The 21,645-nt window shown below is 49.3% G+C and carries 23 protein-coding genes; 7 read left to right on the top strand and 16 right to left on the bottom strand.

Features of this window, described 5'->3' with window-relative positions:
• Positions 1-13 precede the first annotated feature (13 nt).
• From ACP26N_RS06130 to ACP26N_RS06115, 4 genes are read right to left on the bottom strand one after another with little or no spacing between them, the layout of a single operon-like run.
• A complete protein-coding gene (locus ACP26N_RS06130) occupies positions 14-790 on the bottom strand; it encodes a 3-hydroxybutyrate dehydrogenase (RefSeq protein WP_131502920.1) in 777 nt (258 codons plus the stop codon).
• Positions 791-795: 5 nt separating this feature from the next.
• Positions 796-1,458 carry a 3-oxoacid CoA-transferase subunit B gene (locus ACP26N_RS06125; protein WP_131502921.1) on the bottom strand — a complete coding sequence of 221 codons (663 nt, stop codon included), beginning with the start codon at positions 1,456-1,458 and terminating at the stop codon, positions 796-798.
• Positions 1,459-1,470: 12 nt separating this feature from the next.
• Positions 1,471-2,172 carry a CoA transferase subunit A gene (locus ACP26N_RS06120; protein ID WP_426355046.1) on the bottom strand — a complete coding sequence of 234 codons (702 nt, stop codon included), beginning with the start codon at positions 2,170-2,172 and terminating at the stop codon, positions 1,471-1,473.
• A gap of 32 nt (positions 2,173-2,204) precedes the next feature.
• Positions 2,205-3,644, bottom strand: a complete 1,440-nt coding sequence (locus ACP26N_RS06115) for a GntP family permease (protein WP_426355045.1) — start codon at positions 3,642-3,644, stop codon at positions 2,205-2,207.
• A gap of 254 nt (positions 3,645-3,898) precedes the next feature.
• Here ACP26N_RS06115 and ACP26N_RS06110 point away from each other — a divergent pair, with 254 nt between their 5' ends.
• The 3 genes from ACP26N_RS06110 to ACP26N_RS06100 are packed head-to-tail and all read left to right on the top strand — an operon-like array spanning position 3,899 to position 5,670.
• Entirely contained in the window at positions 3,899-5,020 is a 1,122-nt protein-coding gene (locus ACP26N_RS06110) for a GGDEF domain-containing protein (protein ID WP_426355044.1), read from the top strand.
• Positions 5,021-5,076: 56 nt separating this feature from the next.
• The gene (locus tag ACP26N_RS06105; RefSeq protein ID WP_165871658.1) at positions 5,077-5,253 is read left to right on the top strand and encodes a hypothetical protein; all 177 of its coding nucleotides are present in this window, start codon (positions 5,077-5,079) and stop codon (positions 5,251-5,253) included.
• Positions 5,254-5,265: 12 nt separating this feature from the next.
• Complete coding sequence (locus ACP26N_RS06100) at positions 5,266-5,670, top strand: DUF350 domain-containing protein (RefSeq protein ID WP_026828679.1); 405 nt, start codon at positions 5,266-5,268, stop codon at positions 5,668-5,670.
• Between the two features lie 40 nt (positions 5,671-5,710).
• On the opposite strand, the gene ACP26N_RS06095 is transcribed toward ACP26N_RS06100, so the two are convergent.
• From ACP26N_RS06095 to trhA, 4 genes are all read right to left on the bottom strand, one after another.
• The gene (locus ACP26N_RS06095) at positions 5,711-5,968 is read right to left on the bottom strand and encodes a hypothetical protein (RefSeq protein ID WP_026828680.1); all 258 of its coding nucleotides are present in this window, start codon (positions 5,966-5,968) and stop codon (positions 5,711-5,713) included.
• 30 nt (positions 5,969-5,998) lie between these two features.
• The gene (gene rpiA / locus ACP26N_RS06090) at positions 5,999-6,697 is read right to left on the bottom strand and encodes a ribose-5-phosphate isomerase RpiA (protein ID WP_426355042.1); all 699 of its coding nucleotides are present in this window, start codon (positions 6,695-6,697) and stop codon (positions 5,999-6,001) included.
• Positions 6,698-6,743: 46 nt separating this feature from the next.
• Complete coding sequence (locus ACP26N_RS06085; protein WP_426355041.1) at positions 6,744-8,468, bottom strand: M3 family oligoendopeptidase; 1,725 nt, start codon at positions 8,466-8,468, stop codon at positions 6,744-6,746.
• 127 nt (positions 8,469-8,595) lie between these two features.
• Positions 8,596-9,243, bottom strand: coding sequence for a PAQR family membrane homeostasis protein TrhA (gene trhA, locus ACP26N_RS06080; protein WP_114596138.1), 648 nt, complete (start codon positions 9,241-9,243; stop codon positions 8,596-8,598).
• A 113-nt stretch (positions 9,244-9,356) separates the two neighbouring features.
• Here trhA and ACP26N_RS06075 point away from each other — a divergent pair, with 113 nt between their 5' ends.
• Positions 9,357-9,878, top strand: coding sequence for a DUF1836 domain-containing protein (locus ACP26N_RS06075; protein WP_114596139.1), 522 nt, complete (start codon positions 9,357-9,359; stop codon positions 9,876-9,878).
• A gap of 56 nt (positions 9,879-9,934) precedes the next feature.
• Positions 9,935-10,906, top strand: coding sequence for a DUF4003 family protein (locus ACP26N_RS06070; protein ID WP_131973063.1), 972 nt, complete (start codon positions 9,935-9,937; stop codon positions 10,904-10,906).
• A gap of 324 nt (positions 10,907-11,230) precedes the next feature.
• On the opposite strand, the gene ACP26N_RS06065 is transcribed toward ACP26N_RS06070, so the two are convergent.
• The 4 genes from ACP26N_RS06065 to ACP26N_RS06050 form a co-directional block, all read right to left on the bottom strand.
• Complete coding sequence (locus ACP26N_RS06065) at positions 11,231-11,527, bottom strand: hypothetical protein (RefSeq protein WP_131502929.1); 297 nt, start codon at positions 11,525-11,527, stop codon at positions 11,231-11,233.
• A gap of 53 nt (positions 11,528-11,580) precedes the next feature.
• Positions 11,581-13,335, bottom strand: a complete 1,755-nt coding sequence (locus ACP26N_RS06060; protein ID WP_371819868.1) for a putative bifunctional diguanylate cyclase/phosphodiesterase — start codon at positions 13,333-13,335, stop codon at positions 11,581-11,583.
• A 22-nt stretch (positions 13,336-13,357) separates the two neighbouring features.
• Positions 13,358-15,001 (bottom strand): sensor histidine kinase, encoded by a 1,644-nt coding sequence (locus ACP26N_RS06055; protein ID WP_426355040.1) that lies wholly within the window; start codon positions 14,999-15,001, stop codon positions 13,358-13,360.
• 78 nt (positions 15,002-15,079) lie between these two features.
• On the bottom strand, positions 15,080-15,520 hold the full coding sequence (locus ACP26N_RS06050) for a YaiI/YqxD family protein (protein WP_214853784.1): 441 nt from the start codon (positions 15,518-15,520) through the stop codon (positions 15,080-15,082).
• A gap of 131 nt (positions 15,521-15,651) precedes the next feature.
• On the opposite strand from ACP26N_RS06050, the gene ACP26N_RS06045 reads away from it, so the two are divergent.
• A complete protein-coding gene (locus tag ACP26N_RS06045; RefSeq protein WP_131502931.1) occupies positions 15,652-17,400 on the top strand; it encodes an ABC transporter ATP-binding protein in 1,749 nt (582 codons plus the stop codon).
• Positions 17,397-18,278: an NAD(P)-dependent oxidoreductase gene (locus ACP26N_RS06040; RefSeq protein ID WP_188005342.1), complete on the top strand. Its 882-nt coding sequence runs from the start codon at positions 17,397-17,399 to the stop codon at positions 18,276-18,278. The genes ACP26N_RS06045 and ACP26N_RS06040 overlap by 4 nt, the downstream gene beginning before the upstream one ends.
• 63 nt (positions 18,279-18,341) lie before the next feature.
• Here the strand turns inward: ACP26N_RS06040 and ACP26N_RS06035 are convergent, their stop codons facing one another.
• From ACP26N_RS06035 to plsY, 4 genes are all read right to left on the bottom strand, one after another.
• On the bottom strand, positions 18,342-18,980 hold the full coding sequence (locus ACP26N_RS06035; RefSeq protein ID WP_426355037.1) for a DUF975 family protein: 639 nt from the start codon (positions 18,978-18,980) through the stop codon (positions 18,342-18,344).
• A gap of 385 nt (positions 18,981-19,365) precedes the next feature.
• Positions 19,366-20,031, bottom strand: a complete 666-nt coding sequence (locus ACP26N_RS06030; protein ID WP_426355036.1) for a copper homeostasis protein CutC — start codon at positions 20,029-20,031, stop codon at positions 19,366-19,368.
• 25 nt (positions 20,032-20,056) lie between these two features.
• On the bottom strand, positions 20,057-20,821 hold the full coding sequence (locus ACP26N_RS06025; RefSeq protein ID WP_114596147.1) for a DeoR/GlpR family DNA-binding transcription regulator: 765 nt from the start codon (positions 20,819-20,821) through the stop codon (positions 20,057-20,059).
• Between the two features lie 202 nt (positions 20,822-21,023).
• Positions 21,024-21,644: a glycerol-3-phosphate 1-O-acyltransferase PlsY gene (gene plsY / locus ACP26N_RS06020; RefSeq protein WP_131502935.1), complete on the bottom strand. Its 621-nt coding sequence runs from the start codon at positions 21,642-21,644 to the stop codon at positions 21,024-21,026.
• Position 21,645 lies beyond the last annotated feature (1 nt).

Here is a 21,645-nt window from a genome sequence, read left to right as displayed (position 1 = left end):
GCTGATTTCCCCCTTATTGAATCGTATAACCGCCGTCTAAGACATTGGCCTGTCCCGTAATCCCTTTTGCTTTGCGGCTTGCGAGGAATAACGCATAATCGGCGATTTCCTCGACGGCAAGCAATCGTTTTTGCGGAACGAGCGGATAGATGACGTCTTCGAGGACTTTTTCCAATTCGACCTGTCGTGTTTTCGCGAGATCCGCCATCTGATTGCGAACGAGCGGTGTATCGACGTACCCCGGGCATAAGGCGTTGACTGTGATGCCGTGTTCCGCCCCTTCCAGTGCCGCGACTTTCGTCAGACCGAGCAGACCGTGTTTTGCCGAGTTATAGGCCGCTTTTCCGGCAAAGCCGATCAAGCCGTTGATCGATGCCATGTTGATGATCCGGCCGTATCCTTGCTCCTTCATGAGCGGAAACGCATGTTTAATCGCAATGAACGGAGCCGTCAGCATGATTTTAATCATCAGTTCGAACTTCTCTGTCGGGAAGTCTTCGATTGGTGAGACGTGCTGTAAACCGGCATTATTGATCAGGACATCAAGTCGGCCGTACCGCTTGATTGTCTCGGCAAAAACTGACTGAACTTGCGCTTCATCCGTCACGTTCAACGTCAGTCCGATGACATCATGTCCCGCTCCCTGTAACGACTTCGCTGCTTTTTCAGCTGCTTCCGTATTGACGTCCGTAATGACGACCTTCGCGCCTGCCTCTGCGAAGGCTGTCGAGATTTCAAGCCCGATCCCGCTTCCTGCTCCCGTCACAAGGACGATATCTCCATTGACCATTCGACTCACTCCCCTATGCTGATGCGTTCAAGTTCCGGACTGACAGTGAAGTCCGCTTCCGTCACGTTGCGGATGTCTTCGACTGTGAGTCCGTCCAATGTCTCAATCAAGACCATCCCGGCTTCCGTGAAATCAAAGACCGCTTTATCCGTGATCAACCGGTTGACGACTTGACTGCCGGTCAACGGTAACGTACAACGTGTCTTGACCTTCGACTCGCCGTACTTATTGACGTGTTCCATGATGATGACAACCCGTTTCGCGCCGTTGACGAGATCCATTGCCCCGCCCATTCCCTTGACCATCTTGCCGGGAATCATCCAGTTCGCGAGGTCACCGTTTTCGGCGACCTCCATCCCGCCTAGAATCGCAAGATCAATGTGACCACCGCGGATCATCGCAAACGATTCGGCACTGTCGAAATAGGACGCCCCTTTTTGTGCCGTAACCGTCTCTTTGCCGGCATTGATTTCGTCGGCGTCGACTTCATGTTCGAGCGGATACGGTCCGATGCCGAGCAACCCGTTTTCCGATTGCAGCATGACGTGGACATCATCCGGAATCGCATTGGCGATTAGTGTCGGAATCCCGATTCCGAGATTGACGTACATGCCGTCCTCGATTTCCTGCAGCGCGCGGTTGATAATGATTTCTCTTGACGTTGCCATAGTATCTCCCCCTTATGCTTCCCGGACTGTCCGGCGTTCGATGCGTTTTTCGTAGTCCGTCCCGACGATGATGCGCTGGACGTAAACGGCCGGTGTATGGATTTCATTTGGATCGAGTTCACCGACTTCAACCAGTTCTTCGACTTCGACGATCGTCACTTTGCCGGCTGTCGCGACGAGCGGATTGAAGTTCCGCGATGTCTTTCGGAAGACGAGATTACCGATTTTGTCCGCTTTCCAGGCTTTGACGAGCGCAAAATCGCCGACGATCCCTTCTTCGAGCAGATAAGTTTTCCCGTCGAACTCTTTTTGTTCCTTGCCTTCCGCAATCGGTGTCCCGACGCCAGTTGGTGTATAAAAGCCGGGAATGCCCGCTCCGCCGGCCCGGATCCGTTCTGCCAGTGTCCCCTGCGGCACGAGATCGACCTCAATGTCTCCGCTTAAGTACTGTTGCTCAAACGTCTTGTTTTCCCCGACGTAGGACGAGACCATCTTTTTGATTTGACGTGATTGTAATAAGATGCCGAGTCCGAAGTCATCGATGCCACAGTTGTTGCTGACGACCGTCAAGTCCTTGACCCCTTTTTCCTGCAAGGCAGCAATCGATTTCTCCGGAATCCCGCATAAACCGAATCCCCCGACGACGAGTGTCGCCCCATCAAAGATGTCAGCTATCGCTTCGGTAAATGAATCGTAGATTTTCCCCTGTTGCATCGTTCATTTCCCCCTTTTTTAAACCCAAATGCTTAATAAAGACCTGTCAGATTGTAAAGTCCGATCATCAGGAAGACCGTCACTGTCTTTAAAATCGTAATCATAAAGATGTCACGGTACGACTGACGGTGCGTCAAGCCGGTGACGGCAAGCAACGTGATGACGGCTCCGTTGTGCGGTAACGTATCCATGCCGCCGGACGCCATCGAGATGACCCGGTGCATGACTTCCGGCGGGACGCCGCCTGACGTGATCGCTTGTGTATATTTATCCGACATCGCACTGAGCGCGATGCCCATTCCGCCGGACGCAGAACCGGTTACCCCGGCAAGTGCCGTCGTCGTGACCGCTCCGTTGACGAGCGGATCGGTGAACGTCGATGAAATCCCGTTCGAGACCGTCTTGAAGCCCGGTAAAGCGGCGATGACACCGCCGAATCCGTACTCGGCTCCGGTATTCATGACAGCAAGTAAGGCACCACCGATACTGAGGTTCAATCCGGCCTGGAAGTTCGTCCGGACTTTTTTGAAGTCATACAGCATCGCGGAGATGATTCCGATGATCAAGGCCATTTGGACGGACCAGATGGCAAGAACGGCCGGCGTCTCGATTTTCCCGAATGCTTCAAGACCGATCGCGGCGAAATCAAAACCTTCCGGATACCATGCCGGAATCGCGAGCGTAAAGTATTTGTTCATGACAGCGACTAAAATCAACGGCACAAATGCCAGGACTTGGCGGTAAACCGGTTGTTGTGCCGTCTCGAGCGTCAGTTCCGGTTCATTTTTCAATTCCATCTGCGGAGCCGTACCGGCTGCCGTCGCTTCAAATCCGGCATACCCTTCCCCAGCTTGATGTGCTTTACGTTTACGGGATTCAAGATAGAACATCCCGACCGTCAGGATGATCAAGCCGCCGATTGATCCCATGATTGGTGCCGCATAGATATCCGTTTTAAAGAACGTCGTCGGAATGACGTTCTGGATTTGCGGTGTCCCCGGCAAGGCATCCATCGTAAACGTAAACGCACCAAGGGCAATCGTTCCCGGAATCAAGCGTTTCGGGATATTCGCTTCGCGGAACAAGTTCGCTGCGAACGGATAGACGGCAAAGACGACGACGAACAGGCTGACACCGCTATACGTCAAAATCGCGCCAAGCAACACGATGGCAAGAATCGCCCGTTTTGCTCCGATCATCCGAATGATCGACTTCGCGATCGATTCAGCGATTCCTGACATTTCGACGACTTTCCCGAAAATCGCTCCGAGCAGGAATACCGGGAAGTAGGCTTTAATGAATCCCACCATTTTTTCCATGAAGATATTGGAGAAGAACGGCAAGACCCAATCCGGGTTCGTCAGTAAGACAGCGAACAGAGCACAGATCGGAGCAAATAAGATGACTGAAAAGCCACGGTACGCTACGAACATTAATAAAGATAAGGCAAGAAGAATGATAATCAGTTCCATGGTGGATCTCCTTTAAAATTTAGTAAGCGCTTTCAATTGCTTCTTCATCATTTAACAATTGAATCACCGAATGGTCAATCAAAAACCATAAACCTATAAGTACAGCTTATAGGTTCTATAACTTCACATTATAGACACATTTATTTTTTGATGTCTTTTTCGGAAATCTTTTGACCAGATGGAGGACTATTTGACGTCAATAGCGTATTCTAAACGGTAGAACGATTTGTCAAACGAAAGCAAGGTGCCTGAATTTGAAAACCATTTTGTATGATCTTCTCCATAACCTGACCCTATTGATGAGCGGTTTTTACCTGCTCGGAAAGCTGTCACCGCATCCGATTACCGTCGATTCCAAACGCTCAGTCCGCATTTTGTACGGAATCAGCCTGAGTATCTTATCTTGGTTGCTGATGCAACTGACGATTGAGCCCGTTCCCGGTGTTTTAGTCGACTTGCGGCACATTCCTGTCATCGTTGCCGCTTATTTTGCCGGTCCGTTGCCGACGATGATTGTGACAAGTGTCATCATTCTTTACCGGTTCAGCATTAATTTGAACAGCTCAGCGTATGCGGCAGCACTGTTCATCATCCTGATTGCTGTCGGGACGTCGCTTCTCGTCAAGTGGTTGCCGATCTATTCCAAGCGGACCTTTACGATAGTCACTGTCTATGCGACTGTCCTGCATGGAATCGTTTTGATATATGTCTTAGCTGACACGGGTCTCCTCTTCGATATCCTCAGTGTCGTCCTGCCCGCTTCCTTCATCAGCAGTTGGCTTGCACTCGTCATCATCCGTGACATCCGTTTGACGAAACAGTCGATGCGGACATGGCAACAAACGGCACAACGTGATTTTTTGACCGGCTTACATAATTTCCGTGCGTTTACGGATCATTTTGATGATTTAAAGCAACAAACGATTTTACAGCAACATGAAGTAGCGTTGATTACGATCGATATCGATCATTTCAAACATGTCAATGATACGTTCGGTCACGAAGCCGGTGACGAGGTCCTGCGTCAATTCGCCTCCCGTTTGCGGGACGGTGTGACGGATGCCGGATTCATCTCCCGTAACGGGGGTGAGGAATTTTCCATTCTCGTCGAACAGTTGACGGATGCAAAAGTCCTGGCGTTGGCTGAACAGTTGCGGGAACGGATTGCGACGTCTCCGTTTCAATTGTCGAATGGGACGCAACTGCCGTTGACAGCTTCGTTCGGAGTCGCACTTTTCCCGAAATCAACATCAGAGATTCAGCAACTTGTGACGGATGCAGACGTCGCACTTTATCATTCCAAACAAAACGGACGCAACCGGGTGACACTTTTTACACGCGAACTCGAAGTAGCTGTGACTCATTCTGTCGATTAGGGATGGACGAATCCGGAAAAATCGGCTACGTTTGATGATGAGGAAGGTGATTCATCATGAAATTAACAAAAGGACCTTACATTATCATTGGTCTGCTGCTCGGACTGCTCTTCGGCTTCATCGGGGATAATTTTTACCTGTATGTCTCCGCCGGGATTTTAGTCGGAGCGATGCTCGAAGGGTACGTTGCCTGGCAACAACGAAAAGAACGAAACAAATCCAATCATTCCTAAGGAGGAATTAAGATGGGCTTCAGTGAACTGTTCGTCTCGACACTTGCGTATATCGGAGTGGCTACACTTTTACTTGCTATCGGCGTCGTCCTGTTTGAAGTGACGACCAAATCAAAAGAGATGGAGCTAATCCGTCAAGGAAAAAAAGCGGCCGTTTATGCATTCGGCGGACGAATCCTTGGTCTTGCGATCGTTCTCTACTCCAGTATCACGAACTCGGTCAGCATCCTCGATATGGTCTTATGGGGAGCTTTAGCAATCGTCTTCCAAATCGTCCTGTTCTATTTGGCAGACTTGATCATTCCGCGGATCAGTATGACGAAAGAAATCGATGCCAATAATGAAGCCGTTGGTTTATTATTGCTGTTTCTTTCAATTTCGATCGGTCTGATCATCGCCGGTTCCCTTACATACTAAAAAAAGCGCCAACAATCCGCTCGTGGATTGTCGGCGCTTTTCATTTTTCCAAATCTTCGAGTTCTTTTTGCGAACGGGGATAGCCGTTCGCCTGCCACTCCGCCCGGTAAATCGAATCGAGTTTCGTCAATCCGACTTCATCCGGATCTTTGTCGGCATCTGGACTTGAATCCTGATCGAGATGCGTTAAATACTCTTTTAGCGGATCCGTATTTTTTTGCTCTTTGTTCTTCAATAAAAGAAGACCCGCCCCCGCCAATACACTTGCTCCGAACACATACCGTTTTCGTAACCGCATCGGTTTCCCTTCTTTCTCTCAAAACGCCAGTTAGACAAGTCCACCTCCATCCCGTAAATCAGGATGAGCCAGCTGTCTGACTTGTCCTTGCTCGACCGTCAGGACGTGATCCGGTTGCCGCTCAAAATAGCCGGTTTCGAGCACTCCCGTCAAACTTTTCAGTTCCCGGGCAAAGTGAGGGACATCCTGGACCCGCTTGAGATCGACATCCAAAATCAGATGCCCCCCGTTCGTCACGAATGGTTCTCCATCCTGCTCCCGTAGCGTCACATCGACATGCTTATCCTGCAAAAAACGTTCGACATACGGTCTCGCAAACGCATCGATTTCAACCGGTAACGGACCGCTCAGGTGATGGACGAACTTCGAGGCGTCCGCTAAGTAGAGCACTTCCCGGCTCATCAAAGCAACGACTTTTTCACGGAACAGCGCTCCACCACCGCCCTTGAGCACACGGAACTGCGCATCGATCTGATCGATGCCGTCGATGACAAGATCGATATGCGTCGCTTCCTCGAGTGACAGCAACGGAATGTTTAATCGTTTGGCTTGTTCCGCTGTCTCGGCTGATGTCGTCACTCCCTGCACCTGACCGCCTGCTTCGACCCACTTACCGAGGACATCGATGAAACTCCGGGTCGTCGAACCTGTCCCAAGACCAAGAATCATTCCGTTCTTAACATGCTTGATGGCGGCTTCCGCCAACACCCTTTTATCCTGTTCGTACATCCGCACCCCTCCTTCGTTAGTTATCTATTCCCGATTGCTGGCGACTTCAATCGATGAGTCCAGCCGTCTCTTGTAAGTACATTTCAATCGCCGACAGGAGCGGTTCAAGTGCCTGTTGCCAAAAAGTAATTGAGTCCGGTTCGCCGTCTACATACTGCTCAATCAGCTCCTCGATTGTCGCCTGTCCCGATGCGCGTAACAACGGTTCGAATTGTCCGGTGAACGCCTCATTTGATTGCTTGACCTCCGGATATAAGTGATTGCTCAGTAAGTAACCGACCGTGTAGGGAATATTGTAGAACGGCTTTTCTGTATCATAGAAATGACCGACAAAAATCCATTTGTACGGATCCGGTTCCGTCAGTACATCGCCGTAAAAGCGGGCATCTTCCTCCCGCATCAGTTCAGCAATCCGGTCGCTTGAAACCGGCCCCTGCCGTCGCTCCGAATAAAAACGTTGTTCAAACCGGAACATGTTCGGAATGGTTCCGACGTATTTTAAGCCTTCGCTGATTTTGATTTCAAGCATCGCCAGTTTTTCTTCGCTCGCCGATTGTTCGATCACGGCGTCAAGGACCAGGTTTTCCATGAATGTCGAAGCCGTCTCGGCACTGCTCGTCCCTTTAATCTGATCAAGGAACGGCAAATCGTGCAACAGCAAATTGTGGTACGCGTGACCCAGTTCATGGGCAAGCGTAACGACATCCGGATACGCTTCACGGTACGTCATGAAGATCCGGCTTTCTTTAGCGACCGGGAACGAGGCACAGAAACCACCTTCTGCTTTAGACGGCCGGTTTTCCGCATCAATCCAGCCTTTTTCAAACACGGTTTTCGTAAAGTTTGCCAACCGCGGATGGAGCCGGTCAAATTGATGCAGAATGATCGATTGCGCCTCAATATAGGAAACATAACCGCGCGAGGTGAAGGTATTCGCCTCTAAATCATGCCATTCCGGTTCCGTGACATGTGCCAGACGCAATTTTCGTTCGTAATAAGACTGGAACAGCGGACGATTTTGATCAATCGCCGCAAGCATCGCTTTAATTGTCGTCCGTTGCATCCGGTTTTGTTCACACAGTTCCGTTAACGGGTCCTCCCATCCGCGTTTTGTGTAAACTTGCAACCGAAATCCGGCAATCCGGTTCAAAATCATCGCAAAGTCGTCTCGTTCAGCAGCACACGTCTTTGCGAAAGCCGTCGCCGCCGCTTGCCGGTCGTTGCGTGTTGCCCCATGAAAAGCCTGATGCAGGGCGTGTCCAATTGTGACTTCTTCTTCAAGCGGAATCCGTAAACCGGTCAAACGCTGTTCATACAACTGTTCCCATCCGGAAAAACCGTCGATTGCCAGTGCCTGAATCATTTGTTCCTGTTCAGCCGGTAAACGACGTTCCATGATGGCGCGGCGTTCCGTCAGATAATAAGACGGCGAGTCAGATTGCAGCGTTATCCATTCTGCTTCGGACAGTTTCCGCAATCGTTCCTCGAAGACCGTTTCAGTCATCCGGAGACTCGCCTGCAATATCTCGGTCTGCTCAAGCAGCCGGCCCACTTCATGACGTGAAACATCTTCCGCGTACAGGCAATACACAAAATCAGCCAGTTCTTCGACGTGGCATTTGATTCGCTCAAGATGCGTCAAATAAGAAGACACCGGAGGTTGGTCGGTTTGAAGCTGATCCAGTTCCTTTCGTAACCTGTTAATCGTCTGTCCCACTTTTCCAATCGAATACAGTTTTTCGAGCTGCCAACGGGATGTCGTGATCGCCATCGTTTTTCCCCCTTTAATCCTGTCCTTTCGTTTCCTTCGGCTTCCCTTCCCGCGAGACCTGCCAGTCCACTCCTTTACCGGCAAAAAACATCCTTCCGCGAGCGGAAGGATGTGTGAACCGAAATATTTAGATGACGAAAAAATAGACACAAAGGAAATGCGCTAAGCTGCCGAGCAGGACGAATACATGGAAAATCTCGTGAAAACCGAGGTGTTTGAACGAAAGCACACGCGGTTTTAAGCCGTATATAATGCCACCGATCGTGTAAAAAATCCCGCCGAGGAACAGTAAACCGATTCCGACCGGCGACAGGACTTCTGCGAGCGGTGTGATCGCAAAGACCATGATCCAGCCCATTCCGATGTACAGCGTCGTCGACAACCAGCGCGGACTGTTGAACCAGACGAGTTTAAAGGTGATACCGAAGACCGCAATCAGCATGACGATACTGAACAATACCCAGCCGGTCGGTCCGTTCAGACTGATCAGACAAAACGGGGCATACGAGCCGGCAATCAGCAGATAAATCATCGAATGATCAAGACGTCTCCACGTCGCAATGGCCCGGTCACTCGCAAGTACCATATGATATGTCGCCGAGACTGCATACAAGGCAATCATACTGACTCCAAAGATGATCGCCGCGACAATCGGTAGTCCTGCTCCCCGCTCCAGTGCCGCTTTGATGACCAAGGCGAGCAATCCGATAAAGGCGAAGACGGCTCCGCCAAGGTGGGTCAGACCATTGATCGGTTCTCTCATATACGTTTTCATAATTTCCCTCCATTTTTATGTAGTTTTAAATACTACATGGCGTTATATGAACATTCTATCATACACTAGAGAAATAGGAAGTCATTCCGCATTATTTTTTTGGAGGTATTTTCATGACACAGTCAGATCACCCGAAACCATCACTCGATCGCCAGTTGGAGTTAACGGATATCCCGAACATCGATCTCTACATGGACCAAGTCATTCAATTGTTTGAACGGACGTTTGAAGAGACGACGCGAACCGAAGGCGAAACGATTTTAACGAAGACGATGATTAACAACTACGCCAAGAAAAAATTGTTTTTCCCGGTCACGAATAAAAAATATACGAAAAACCATCTGATCTTAATCAGTTTAATCTACCAGTTGAAAGGAACGTTCTCCATCAATGACATCAAAACGATTTTGACGGACTTGAATACCGGTGTTACGGAACAAACAATTGATTTGGAAGATTTTTATCAAACGTATCTCGATGCGACAGCGGTCAATCAGACCTTGTTCGAGGAGCAGCAGCCTCCGACGGATGACTTGGATCATCTCGAACAGTTGCAACTGATTTTGTCGCTCGCCCATATGAGCAACTTGTACCGCCGGGCAGCCGAACGATTGATTGACCGATTAGAAAAGTAACCGTCTTTCTTTTGTGTGTCATGGTAAAATAGGGGAAAAAGGATGAGGTGCAGGAAATGGAACTCGAACAACGTTTTTTACAACGTTTAGATGAAACAGGACATTATTTCGTCACTTACCAGGATGGTATTTTAATCGAACTTGCTTTTGATGCTGTCGTCGGCCGACATCCCGCACCTTTTCCGGAGTTGGAGAAGACGGCTCGGTTTTTGGAAGAGCATCTCCGCTCCCACCAGACACAAGCGTTATTGCTTGCTTCAAAAATTCAGGCATACGACATGGAACCGGCTGAACGGATTGCTCCGATGATGTCAATCTATAGTTTTTTTGCAACACATCGGCTCGTCCATCCGCTCAATGCTTATTCCACCGCTTTATTGATCAGCCGCTTACAGCCGACGGATGTCCAACTTGAGCGGACCGTCTCGTTATACCGCCTTTGCAAAACCTCACACCGGTTCATCGTCTCTCCCCTGCTGATCTCGTTTCTGTTTTTAAACAGTCTCCGCCGGGGCGAGTTATCAACAATCCATGATCAGATCGAATCGCTGTATGACATGTTGAAAAAGCGGTTCGGGCGGTCTCAGCAAACGTATGTCACGGCACTCTTATTTGCCTTATTACCGGACGAGGACCATCACCTCTATCTCGATCAGCTCGTCCAGTCCCGGAACGCTTACCGTAAACACGGGATTCCACTGTCGTTTCATGCGTTGCTTGCGCTACTCGGTCAACCGGAAGTACACCGCGCAGCACTTGAACAGATATCAGACCGTTTGCGGCAAAATCCTCACTTTAAATACCGGAAGGATTTAATTTTCCTGACGGCGGTCCGGCTCTATCTTGCGGATCATCCGACGTTGCACCAATTGTTTGCTCCGTACAGCCCGGCTGACTGGACGAATTCGACTGATTTCATTCCCGTTTTCCTGTTCCCGGTCGACTTGACGGATACGTCCCATGCGACAGACGGCGGAATGGCGGACGGTGGATTTGACGGCGGCGATGGCGGTGGCGGTGGCGATTGAACTCGCCCATCCAGTGCCTGTTTCCGTATAAAATTTTCTAAAAAAACAAAACGCGGCTGACTCAAAAAAGAATCACTCGTTCTTTCATGCCCTTTCCTCAGGCAAGACACAAGCCAGTTTTCCTGCCTCATTTAGGCAGGAAATCGGGTCTTGTTTGTCTCTGACAGCGCAAAAATGCGCTTTTCCTGTAGGAGTTGCGTGAAGCGAGTGATTCTTTTTTTTTACGAAATCAGGGTGGCAGATTATCATTCCGCCACCCTGATCTTTGTAGAGAGTGACTTTTGAGTCAGACCCATTGGTATAAAATCCGGCACAAGTGCCCGATTATTTTTGTTGATCGTCTGCATCAGACGGTGTCACATCGCCGTCTTCATCGGCTTCGTGAGACAAATCAGGTGCTTCGTCAGATGATGGTTCAGAATCCGGTTGATCTGTTGATTCTGAGTCCGCTGACTTCTTGTCTTGATTGTCGGACTGCGGCTCTTTTTCGTGGTGCTCGGATTTTGAATCCGACTCGTTTTGTGCTGCTGTACCGGATTGATCACGACCTGCGATATCGTCGTTTGTCATGCGATTTCCCGATGTAATCGGATCCGTTTCTTTTTCGTGTTGCTCTGACATGGTAACATCCCCCTCGAATCATGATGATTAAAGTATTCCCTTACGAGAGACGGTTAAACATCCTGGGTATGCGTGATCTTTGCAAAATCGGCAATCAAGTTCGTGATCGGTTGCGGATGATGCAGATAATGTCCTTGTACATACAGGGGATTTCCCACCGCAACGATATGCTGGAACTGAGCGCTTGTTTCGACTTCCTGAATGACAAGCGAAATTCCAAGTGCCTGTGTCAACGAATAAACAGACTGGACCATCGACTGTTCGAGCTGGTTTTGAACGAGACGCCGTGTAAAGATCGGATCCAACTTAACGGATTGGACCGGTAAACGGAGCAAGGAATTGAGCGAAGCATAATGACTCCCGAAATGGTCGACACTCAGTCGATAACCTGCCCGGCGTAACATTTCCAGACGCTCGATGGCTTTCCGTTTTCCGATTTGTAAGACTTCTTCCCGGATTTCAAGCACAATCCGCTCTTTCTTGAAGGATGCACAGTTTGCGAACTGTAACAGATCGGCAAGCATCGCATCCGATTTGAATTGACTGGCGGAGAGATTAATCGAAATTGTCACGGGACGTCCCAATTCTGTCTCTAACCGGACACTATCCGAAATCGCCTGTGCAATCGTAAAGTGACCGATTTGACTAAACTTCCCTGTCCGTTCCGCAATCGGAATGAAATCGGCTGGACTGACGAATCCTAAGACCGGATGATTCCAGCGGAGTAGTGCTTCGACGGCAACCGTCTGTCCCAGTTTGGCATTTAAAATCCGTTGATAATACAATTCGAACTGACCACGTTCCAATGCTTGCTCCAATTCCTGTTCCAATACACGGTTAAACGGATGTTGTTCGACCTCGCGTTGCTGATCGACAAATGATATACCCGCTTTTCCGTCCAGTTTGACCTGTTGCATCAGGGCTTCTGCTGCATAGACCTGTGTCTGGCGGTTCATGTGATCGCCCGTTAACAGACTGACACCTGACGAAGCCGTCAAACGAATCGGTTCGTCCGCAAGGTTATTGATTGGCTCCTCAATCGTCTGAATGATGGATTCAGCGAATGTCCGGCCTTGATCTGTAAAATCAGCTTGTTCCAGAGGTGCGAGAACAATGAACTCGTTCCCCTCCATCCGTCCGACGACGTGTTCCGGAATCGCGACATACTTTAAGCGTGACGCAATTTCCTGAAGCACCTGATTTCCAATCCGGTATCCGTACTTCGCATTAATCGCATGAAAGTTATCGAGATTGAGGACCATCAAAAAGGTCGGCTGGCTCGAGACACTCGAAATCAATCGGTTCATATATCGTTCGTTATAGACATCTGTCAATGCATCTTTGATGACATAGGTCTCGACGCTGATTGATTTACTGATGATGTTCGCGTAATTTTCAATCATCTCTAATTCGGTTTTACTGAATTCGTACGGTTGATCATCAAAAGCGCATAACGTCCCGATTTTCTCGTTATTGGCATTTTTAATCGCGACGCCAAGAAAACTGCCGTTACCCAGTGTTTGGGTGACCGGATGATGACTTGTCATTGGATTCGTCAATAATTCATTAATTTGAATCTTACCGTCTGTTTCATCGATGACGAGTTTACAGAGGACATGTTGGAAGATGTGTGTCGTTCCCTCTTCAATCAGTTCCTTTCCATGATTGATTGCCTTGACGATAAAGTTACTGTTTGAGTCATTTAATGCGAAAAACAGTGTATTGACTCCGATTTTTTCACTCAATTGATTTAAGATATCTTCGACAAGCGGGTGTAAGGCTTCATATCGCATTTGCGAGTTATCCACGGTCCCGTCCCTCCTTTCTTCGTTAGTCCTCTGTCATTTCAGTCGAAAATTGAAGCGTAAACGTACTGCATTTTCCTTCTTCTGACTGCACGGCAATCGATCCGCCATGATCCATGACAATCATCCGGCAGATCGCTAAACCAAGACCGGTTCCGCCAATTTTTCGCGTGTCCGAGTTATCAGCCCGGTAAAATTTATCAAATACAAACGGTAGTGCTTTTTCCGGAATTCCGATTCCTTCATCTTCAACCGTCAAGACCATGTGTGATCCCTTCATGTGCCCCCGAACTTGAATCGTTCCTCCGTCCGGTGAATATTTGATGGCATTCATGATCAAGTTCGTGAAGAGCTGTTTCATCTTCTCTTCGCTCGCCGTCATCTGATAATCGCCCGCTTCAAACAGAACCCGAATCCGGTGTTTACTGCTCGCAAGCTCGAACATCGGTCGCATCTCATATACCAATCGTTTAAGGTCCAGCCGTTTTTTGACGGTGCCTTGTGAGACATCCTCACCTTTTTGGATTTCCAGAATATCATCAATCAGCTCTGCCAAACGAACGGTCTCGGAGTGGATCGTCTCGAGGTATTTTTTTTGACGCGGACCATCGAGTGAACGACGCATCAACAGTTCCGTAAAGCCCATAATCGACGAGAGCGGTGTTCTTAATTCATGCGAAACAATCGAGACGAACTCCGACTGTTTCAAATCCAGTTCTTTTTCTTTCGTGACATCTCGCAAGACGAGCATCATTCCCCACTCGACATTGGCGATGGCGATTCGTTCGGCATAGGCATTCAGCAACAGATTCCCGCGAAAAGCCGATAGTTCAATCGTCTCTCCGGGAATCTCCCCGTTCATCAATTGACCGATATAGTCATGCAGCGCATCCGGCTGATCAACGTGTTCGAATAAGGATGTCGCCCGTTCGTACGCATGGCGGAAGCCTTGAGATTGACTGACGAGCTTTGGCGGGAACATGTTCAACAATGCCTGATTGGCATAAATCTGTTCCCCGCTGCTTTCGATATATAAGACCGCTTCCCGAATCGAATCGAGTAATTGATACGTTTTGATTTTTTCATGCTCCATTTGATGGAACAACAGGTGACGTTCAAGCGTCATCCCGAGTTTACGTGACAAATCCAAAATATCCCCGACCTGTTCCAAGTTGAACTGCTCGAATGGATGTTTGAGATAGATGACACCGACGACACCGCCATTGCTTGGTGACTGGACAGGAATCGCCGATTCATACATGTTTTCTGCTATAGGGAGCTGAACCGATTTTCGCATGACAAAAGCACGGCGTAACACAGAATATTGATCCAAATCTTTTTCGATCAATTCAATGTCTTCCACCCCTTGCGTCACAAGGTGACTCAATTGTTCACGGCGATATAACAGGATGGCCCCCGCCTCAAGATTGATGAGTTTCAGCAACTTAACGAGTAATGTCTCACATGCTGACTCGACGCTTTGGGTTGCCAATGCTTCCATGATTTCGTTGCGGTGTTTCAATTTATGTTCAACTTCCGCCAAATCCTGTGTCAGTTGACCGATCCGTTGACGGTCGGTCGTCTGTAACGTCTTGACTGGAAATGGACTGGTCTTCAGACGATACGGTCTCGTCTTCTTTTCAGGACGATATCGTACGATTTTTTTCAATGGGCTTCCTCCTTCCGATTCATGCATTCATGTTTAAAATTATAACACGAGATTTTAATTTTTCGTCGCTCATTCGACTTAAGAACGTGCTGCCGTTTCTGCCAACAAACGTTTAAATGCCTGTTCGAACGCAACATCTTCCTGACGTGTCCGTTTTTTGGGTCCCTTCGTCCGTCCACCTGCCCGCCGGATTTCTTGACCGACATGTCGTGTATGTAGAAGAAAATCTATGTTTTCGTTTGTAAAAATTCGACCATTCTGATCGATAGCTCGTCCATTGCGTGCGAGGGCGAGGGCAGCCAGACCGTAATCCTGGGTCACAACGATGTCTCCCGGCGCCATCCGGTTGACGATGGCAAAGTCGACGGCGTCCGCTCCTTGACCAATCGTGATCGTCGTCGCCCCTTCCCGATTAAACTGATGTGCTGTATCACAGACTAAAAAAACCTCGTATCCTTTGCTCAATCGAATCGTCAAATCGACGACCGGACAGCCGTCTGCATCAATCCATATTTTCATGTCAGGTCACTCCTTCCTTTACTTCGCTTTCATTAAGTGTCCGTGACGACCGGAATCACTGTCAAGTCCATCACTCGAAGTTGACCGTAACTGCCGTAGAACCGACAATAGAAAGGAAAGGATGTGCCGAATTGAAACCTGCAACATTTACCTCATTTTTATCCTTACTAAAGAAAAGTGAACCACCGGTCGGACTGCTGTCAGCTGCCGTGACGGTTTCAATCATTCAGGCACTCGCTGCTTTGATGATTCCCTGGTTTTTGAAATCCCTGATCGACAACTTCTCCATCGATCAGGTCACACCGGGCTTGGTCGCCCTCTTCATCACGGTCTTCATCGTCCAGATGATCAGCAATGCTTTTTCCATCTACTGGCTGCAAGTCGCCGGGCAACGGATTGTCGCCAACTTGCGGACGATGTTGTGGAAACACTTGCTAGCTTTACCCATTCCGTTCTATGACGAAACGAAGTCAGGCGAACTCGTCTCACGTCTCAACAACGATGCGACGACCTTACAACAATTATTATCGGAGCAACTCGTTCGTCTGTTGACCTCAATCGTCTCGATTGTCGGTGCGATTACGATTTTATTTTTCCTCGACTGGCAAATGACGCTCGTCATGGTCATCGCCGTCCCGTTGACATTATTGATCATCATTCCGCTCGTTCGGAAACTGCATCAGATTTCACGGGAGACGCAAAAAGAGCTCGCCGGCTTATCGGGATTTTTTGCAGAGATGCTCGGTGAAGTCCGCTTGGTCAAATCACAGGCGACAGAAACCTATGAAATGGAACGCGGAAAAACGCGGATTGAACATCTGTTTGGCTTCGGTGTCAAAGAAGGGAAGATTCAGGCAATCTTACTGCCCGTCTTCAACGTCGCCCTGACCTCGATGTTGATTGTCATCATCAGTTTCGGTGCTTACCGCGTCTCGACGAATCAGATTACAGCGGGCGAACTCGTCGCCTTTTCGTTATATCTGTTTCAAATCATGACGCCGCTCGTGACGATGACCGAGTTTGTCTCGAAATTACAAAAAGCGCGCGGGGCAACGGAACGGATTTCGGAACTGCTCGAAGAACGACCGGAACAGGACGGTACCCGACAGGTTGAGCGTCCGTTCGCAGCCGTTCACTTTAATCATTTGTCGTTCGGCTATGACGACACGACACTGTTGCACGACGTCACCTTCTCCTTGCCGCGTGGTCAAACCACGGCAATCGTCGGTCCGAGCGGCTCCGGTAAATCGACCTTGTTCGCTCTGCTCGAACGCTTTTATCTGCCGACGAACGGTCAAATCGAGCTCGGTCCTCATGCAATTGATCAGTTTGAACTGGCCAGCTGGCGTAATGCGATCGGTTATGTCGCCCAGGACTCACCCGTCTTGTCGGGAACAATCCGCGACAATCTGTTATACGGCTTGACGCAAGATGTCACGGAACAACAAATCCGCGACGCCGCCGAGATGGCGAATGCCGATGAATTCATTTCTTCATTTACACTCGGATATGACACGGAAATTGGCGAACGCGGTGTTAAACTGTCCGGCGGTCAACGGCAACGGATTGCGATTGCCCGCGCCCTCCTGCGGGATCCGGAATTGTTATTGCTCGACGAAGCAACTTCGAGCCTTGACTCGGAATCGGAACGGGTCGTCCAGGAAGCGCTCGAACGCCTGATGGAAGGACGGACGACATTCGTCATTGCCCATCGCTTAGCGACGGTCCGTCACGCCGATCAAATCGTCGTCCTCGAACAGGGACGTGTTTCCGGTATCGGGACACATGATACCCTCGTTGAGACAAATGTTTTGTATAATAAACTCGTAACGCAACAATTCATCGGTCACACCGAAACGACCAGGGGGAGTAACACATGACAAAAACAATTGGTTTCATCGGACTCGGCGTCATGGGGCAAGGCATGGTCCGCAACTTGTTAAAAGCCGGTTTTTCCGTCAAAGGTTATAACCGGACGAAAGAAAAAGGCTTGCCGCTCGAACAGGACGGCGCTGTGATCGTCGATACGATTCAGGAAGCCGTGACGGATGTCGATGTCGTCATCTCGATTGTCGGCTATCCGCAGGACGTCGAACAGATTTACTTGGCGGACGACGGGATTTTAGCATCCGCTAACCCAGGGACAATCGTCATCGACATGACGACATCGAGTCCTGCGCTCGCCATCCGGATTGCCGAACAGGCTGCTCAAAACGGTCTTTCTGCGCTTGATGCACCGGTCACGGGCGGCGATCTCGGAGCAAAAAACGGGACCCTCGCGATTCTCGCCGGCGGCGACGAAAAAGCATTTAACACGGTTCAACCGTTATTTGAAGCAATGGGAAAATCGATTGCCCGCTTCGGCGGTCCGGGACAAGGACAATCGGCCAAGCTCGCCAATCAGATCGCGATTGCCGGATCGATGATCGGAACAGCCGAGATGTTGCTGTTCGTCACGAAATCGGGAATCGATCCGACACAGTTCGTCGAGACGATCAAAAGCGGCTCCGCCGGCAGCTGGTCACTTGAAAACCTGATTCCGCGTGTCATTGCGGAAAACTATTCGCCGGGCTTCTTCGTCAAACATTTTATCAAAGACATGAACCTGGCACTCGAACGGGCCGAAGAGATGGGGATTGCAACACCCGGACTTGCACTAGTCAAAGATTTATACGACGAGCTGGCAGCATCCGGTCATGCCGAATCTGGGACACAAGCCCTCTACTTGCTGTTAAAAGAGAAAACACCGTCCCGTTAAAGGATTAAAAACGACAAAAACGAGTCTGACGCTTCCGCACAGGGGGAAGTCAGACTCGTTTTTTTACGCTGAACGCGTTGCTGTCTGTTGCTCTTTTTTTAATTGTTCATAGAAGTGCGCCAGCGTCGTATCAAAATACGGCGTCAGCAGAACAACTCCGACGGTACTGAGCAGCGCAAGAATCCCCCAAAGGATGAAACTGAGATAAAGTTTCGCCAGCCGCCATTTATGCCCATGCATCATCCGGCGGCTTTCACCAAGGACCTGGATAAACGACAGATCCGGTCGGTCAACCAATAAAAACGGCACCAATCGGTACATCAGATAAAAGTAGATTGCCGGAAGGATCAAAAAAGAACCAATGTAAACAAGTAACGTTACCAGTGTATAGGCTGCCATCGTCTTCAGATAGAAACGGATCGACGCAAACCCTTCAAATAACGTCCCGATACCGGCTGATTCTCCACGGACGAATCGTAAGTAGGCAATCGTCCGCCCAAGCGTGACGGGTGACAGCACAATCGTCACGACGATATTCAAGGCGACGAACCGTAACATGCTGTCGAGATTATCCTGGTCAAACGACATCCGGCTGGCAGCAAGTGCAAAGATGACGAAGTAGATGATTGAGATGCTGAGCGCTGTCAGCCACTTCCCTTTTAATGTCGCAAGTGCAGCTTGTTTGTACTGTAAATTTGTCATAATGAACTCCTTTATCTTTCAACATTCCTGTTTTAGTGTACCGTAGTCTGCTTTGAAAAAATAGCAATCATCTCCTCACAAGGCTGAAGATGTGACGATTTTTGGACAGCTTTGACGATTGGTTTCCTTTCTCTTCTTAAAAAGAGCGACGCAACCGAAACCACTTTTTCTTCACCCGCTTCCTCAGACGAGACACAAGCCAGTTTCCCTGCCTTTGAAGGCAGGAAAACGGGTCTTGTTTGTCTCTGACAGCGCAAAGAATTGCGCTTTTTCCTGTAGGAGTCTCGTGAATGAAATGGTTTCTCCAAAATAAAAAAAGAGGAACAGATTCAAATCTGCCCTCTTTTCTCATAAGGTTAACTGTTACGCCAACGAATAACTTTGATTAACGTGCCAGCAATTGTTTTAACGCTTTGACCTTCTCCGGATCGACTTGACCGTCGACGAGGACAGCGGATCCGACATGTAACTCGGTTGCGTTCGTTGCATTAAGTAATTCTTCCGCCCGCTCAACTGTGATACCGGAACCCGGCAAGACAATCAGGTCCGGATGCTGTTCGATCAGTTCGGCGATAACAGCCTGACCTTCCAGTGCCGTCGGTTGTGCCCCGGACGTCAAAATCCGGTCGACTTCCGGAAAATCAGCCAGGACTTCCGCCGCTTCCAGGATGTCCCGACTGCTGTCGATGGCCCGGTGGAACGTCAACGACAAGTCGCCTTTATGTTTAATAATCCGTCCGAGGAATCCTTCATCGACACGACCGTCCGGCGTCAAGGATCCGACGATGATGCCCGCTGCTCCGAGTTCCCGGACTAAATCGATATCGGTGATAATCGTTTCCTGATCGGCTTTCGAATAGACAAACGATTTGCTGTGCGGACGCACGAGGACGTGGACCGGAATCTCGACCGACGACAAGACTTGCCGGATCAAGCCGTAACTCGGTGTCAGCCCGCCTTCCGATAAGGCGGATACGAGTTCCAACCGGTCAGCTCCCGCCCGCTCGGCTGCTGTTGCTTCTTCGACTGTTGCTGCAATGATTTCTAACATGATACATCCCTCCCGCCCTAGTGTATCACGAGACGACTGTCCAATTCACCCGTTCGTTGAACAGTTTCATTTCCCATGACGGCGGATAGGTCGAGGGACTGAGGACGATTTTAGCCCGCCGGAATTCGGCGACTTTGTACTTCCGGTTTCCTTCAAACTCGTCACATGCCAAAAAGGCATACACGTCCTTCGTCCGTCCGATGATCGCTTTTTGAATCAGGGACGATTCGATGTCATCGCTGACGAATCCCCGCTCGATTTCGGCGCCGTCAAATGTCAAAAACGATGCATCAAAGGCGTAAGCATCAAGCGCTTGTAACACTTCGACACCGACCGTCTGTCCGAATGAATCGACGGTTCCGCCGAGCAAGCGAATTTCACCATGAAACGGTCCGGTTTCCCGGCATTGTTCCAGATGACTGGCAATCGATAAAGAATTCGTCACGATGGTCGCTCCCCCACTGAGGTACGGCAACAGATGTTCGACCGGTTCCCCTTTTCCTAAAAAGATGCAGGAATAGTCACTGAGCCAACCTTTGGCATACCGGGCCAGGCGCCGTGATAATTGGTCCGTCCGTCGTGAAATCGACGACTCTTGTTTTCCGCCGTGATAGATTGCCCCACCATACACCCGCTTCAGTTGCCGTTCCCGTTCGAGTTCCTCAAGATAGCGCCGGACCGTCTCACCGGAGACGTCTAAACGATCGATCAAATCTTTCGTCATGACTTTCCCTTCTTCTTCGAGCCATTGCATGATTTGTGATTTCCGTTCCTCTCCTAATAACGACACATGACCTTCCCCCTTCACAGACAAGTACTACTTCTAGTGTAGCGAACGTCTGTAAAGGTCTTGTAAATCCGGTGTAAAAAAACGTGTAATTCCTATGAAATGTTGTTGAATTCGTTCATTTTTCAGATTAACAAGATATTCACAAAAAAAACCGGATCCTCCTGTCCTTCTTTTATAGAAGAACAACAGCATCCGGTTGAAATCAGTCGGTGTCTTTTTTATCTTTCACAAACATACCAATCTTTGATTCCGTCCCTTGACGGATACGGCTGATGTTTTCGCGGTGTTTAAAGATGACGAACAGTGCAAGAATCGTAAAGAACGTCGGGACGATCCAGTCCTGCTCGATGATGCCGATCGTAATCGAAACAACGATGCCGATGCTTGCCGCAACGATTGAGCTGAGTGAAACCATCCGGCTCAGTCGTAATGTCGTTAAAAACGAGACGAGCAAAAAGAGGAACAAAATCGGACTCGTCACGAGCAGCATCCCGCCGGAAGTCGCGACCGCTTTTCCGCCTTTGAACTTGGCAAAGACCGGATAAATATGTCCGATGACGGCCGCTAGACCAGCAAACAGCGGATGCAGTTCGGAAGCGAGCAGGATCGGGACGAGACTGGCGACTGCACCTTTACCGAGATCACCAATCAAGACGATAATCCCTGCCTTTTTTCCTAAAACCCGGAACGTATTCGTCGTCCCGAGATTCCCACTGCCGTGCTGCCGAATATCAATGCCATGTCCCCATTTTCCGACAAGCAGAGCAAACGGAATCGAGCCGAGTAAATAGCCTAAAATTAAAATCCCGATGATTTCAATCATG

This window comes from Exiguobacterium sp. R-39 (genome assembly GCF_049942815.1).
Lineage (GTDB): Bacteria > Bacillota > Bacilli > Exiguobacteriales > Exiguobacteriaceae > Exiguobacterium_A.
The sequence above is the reverse complement of the archived record's forward strand: the minus strand, read 5'-3'. Positions and strand labels throughout refer to the sequence as shown.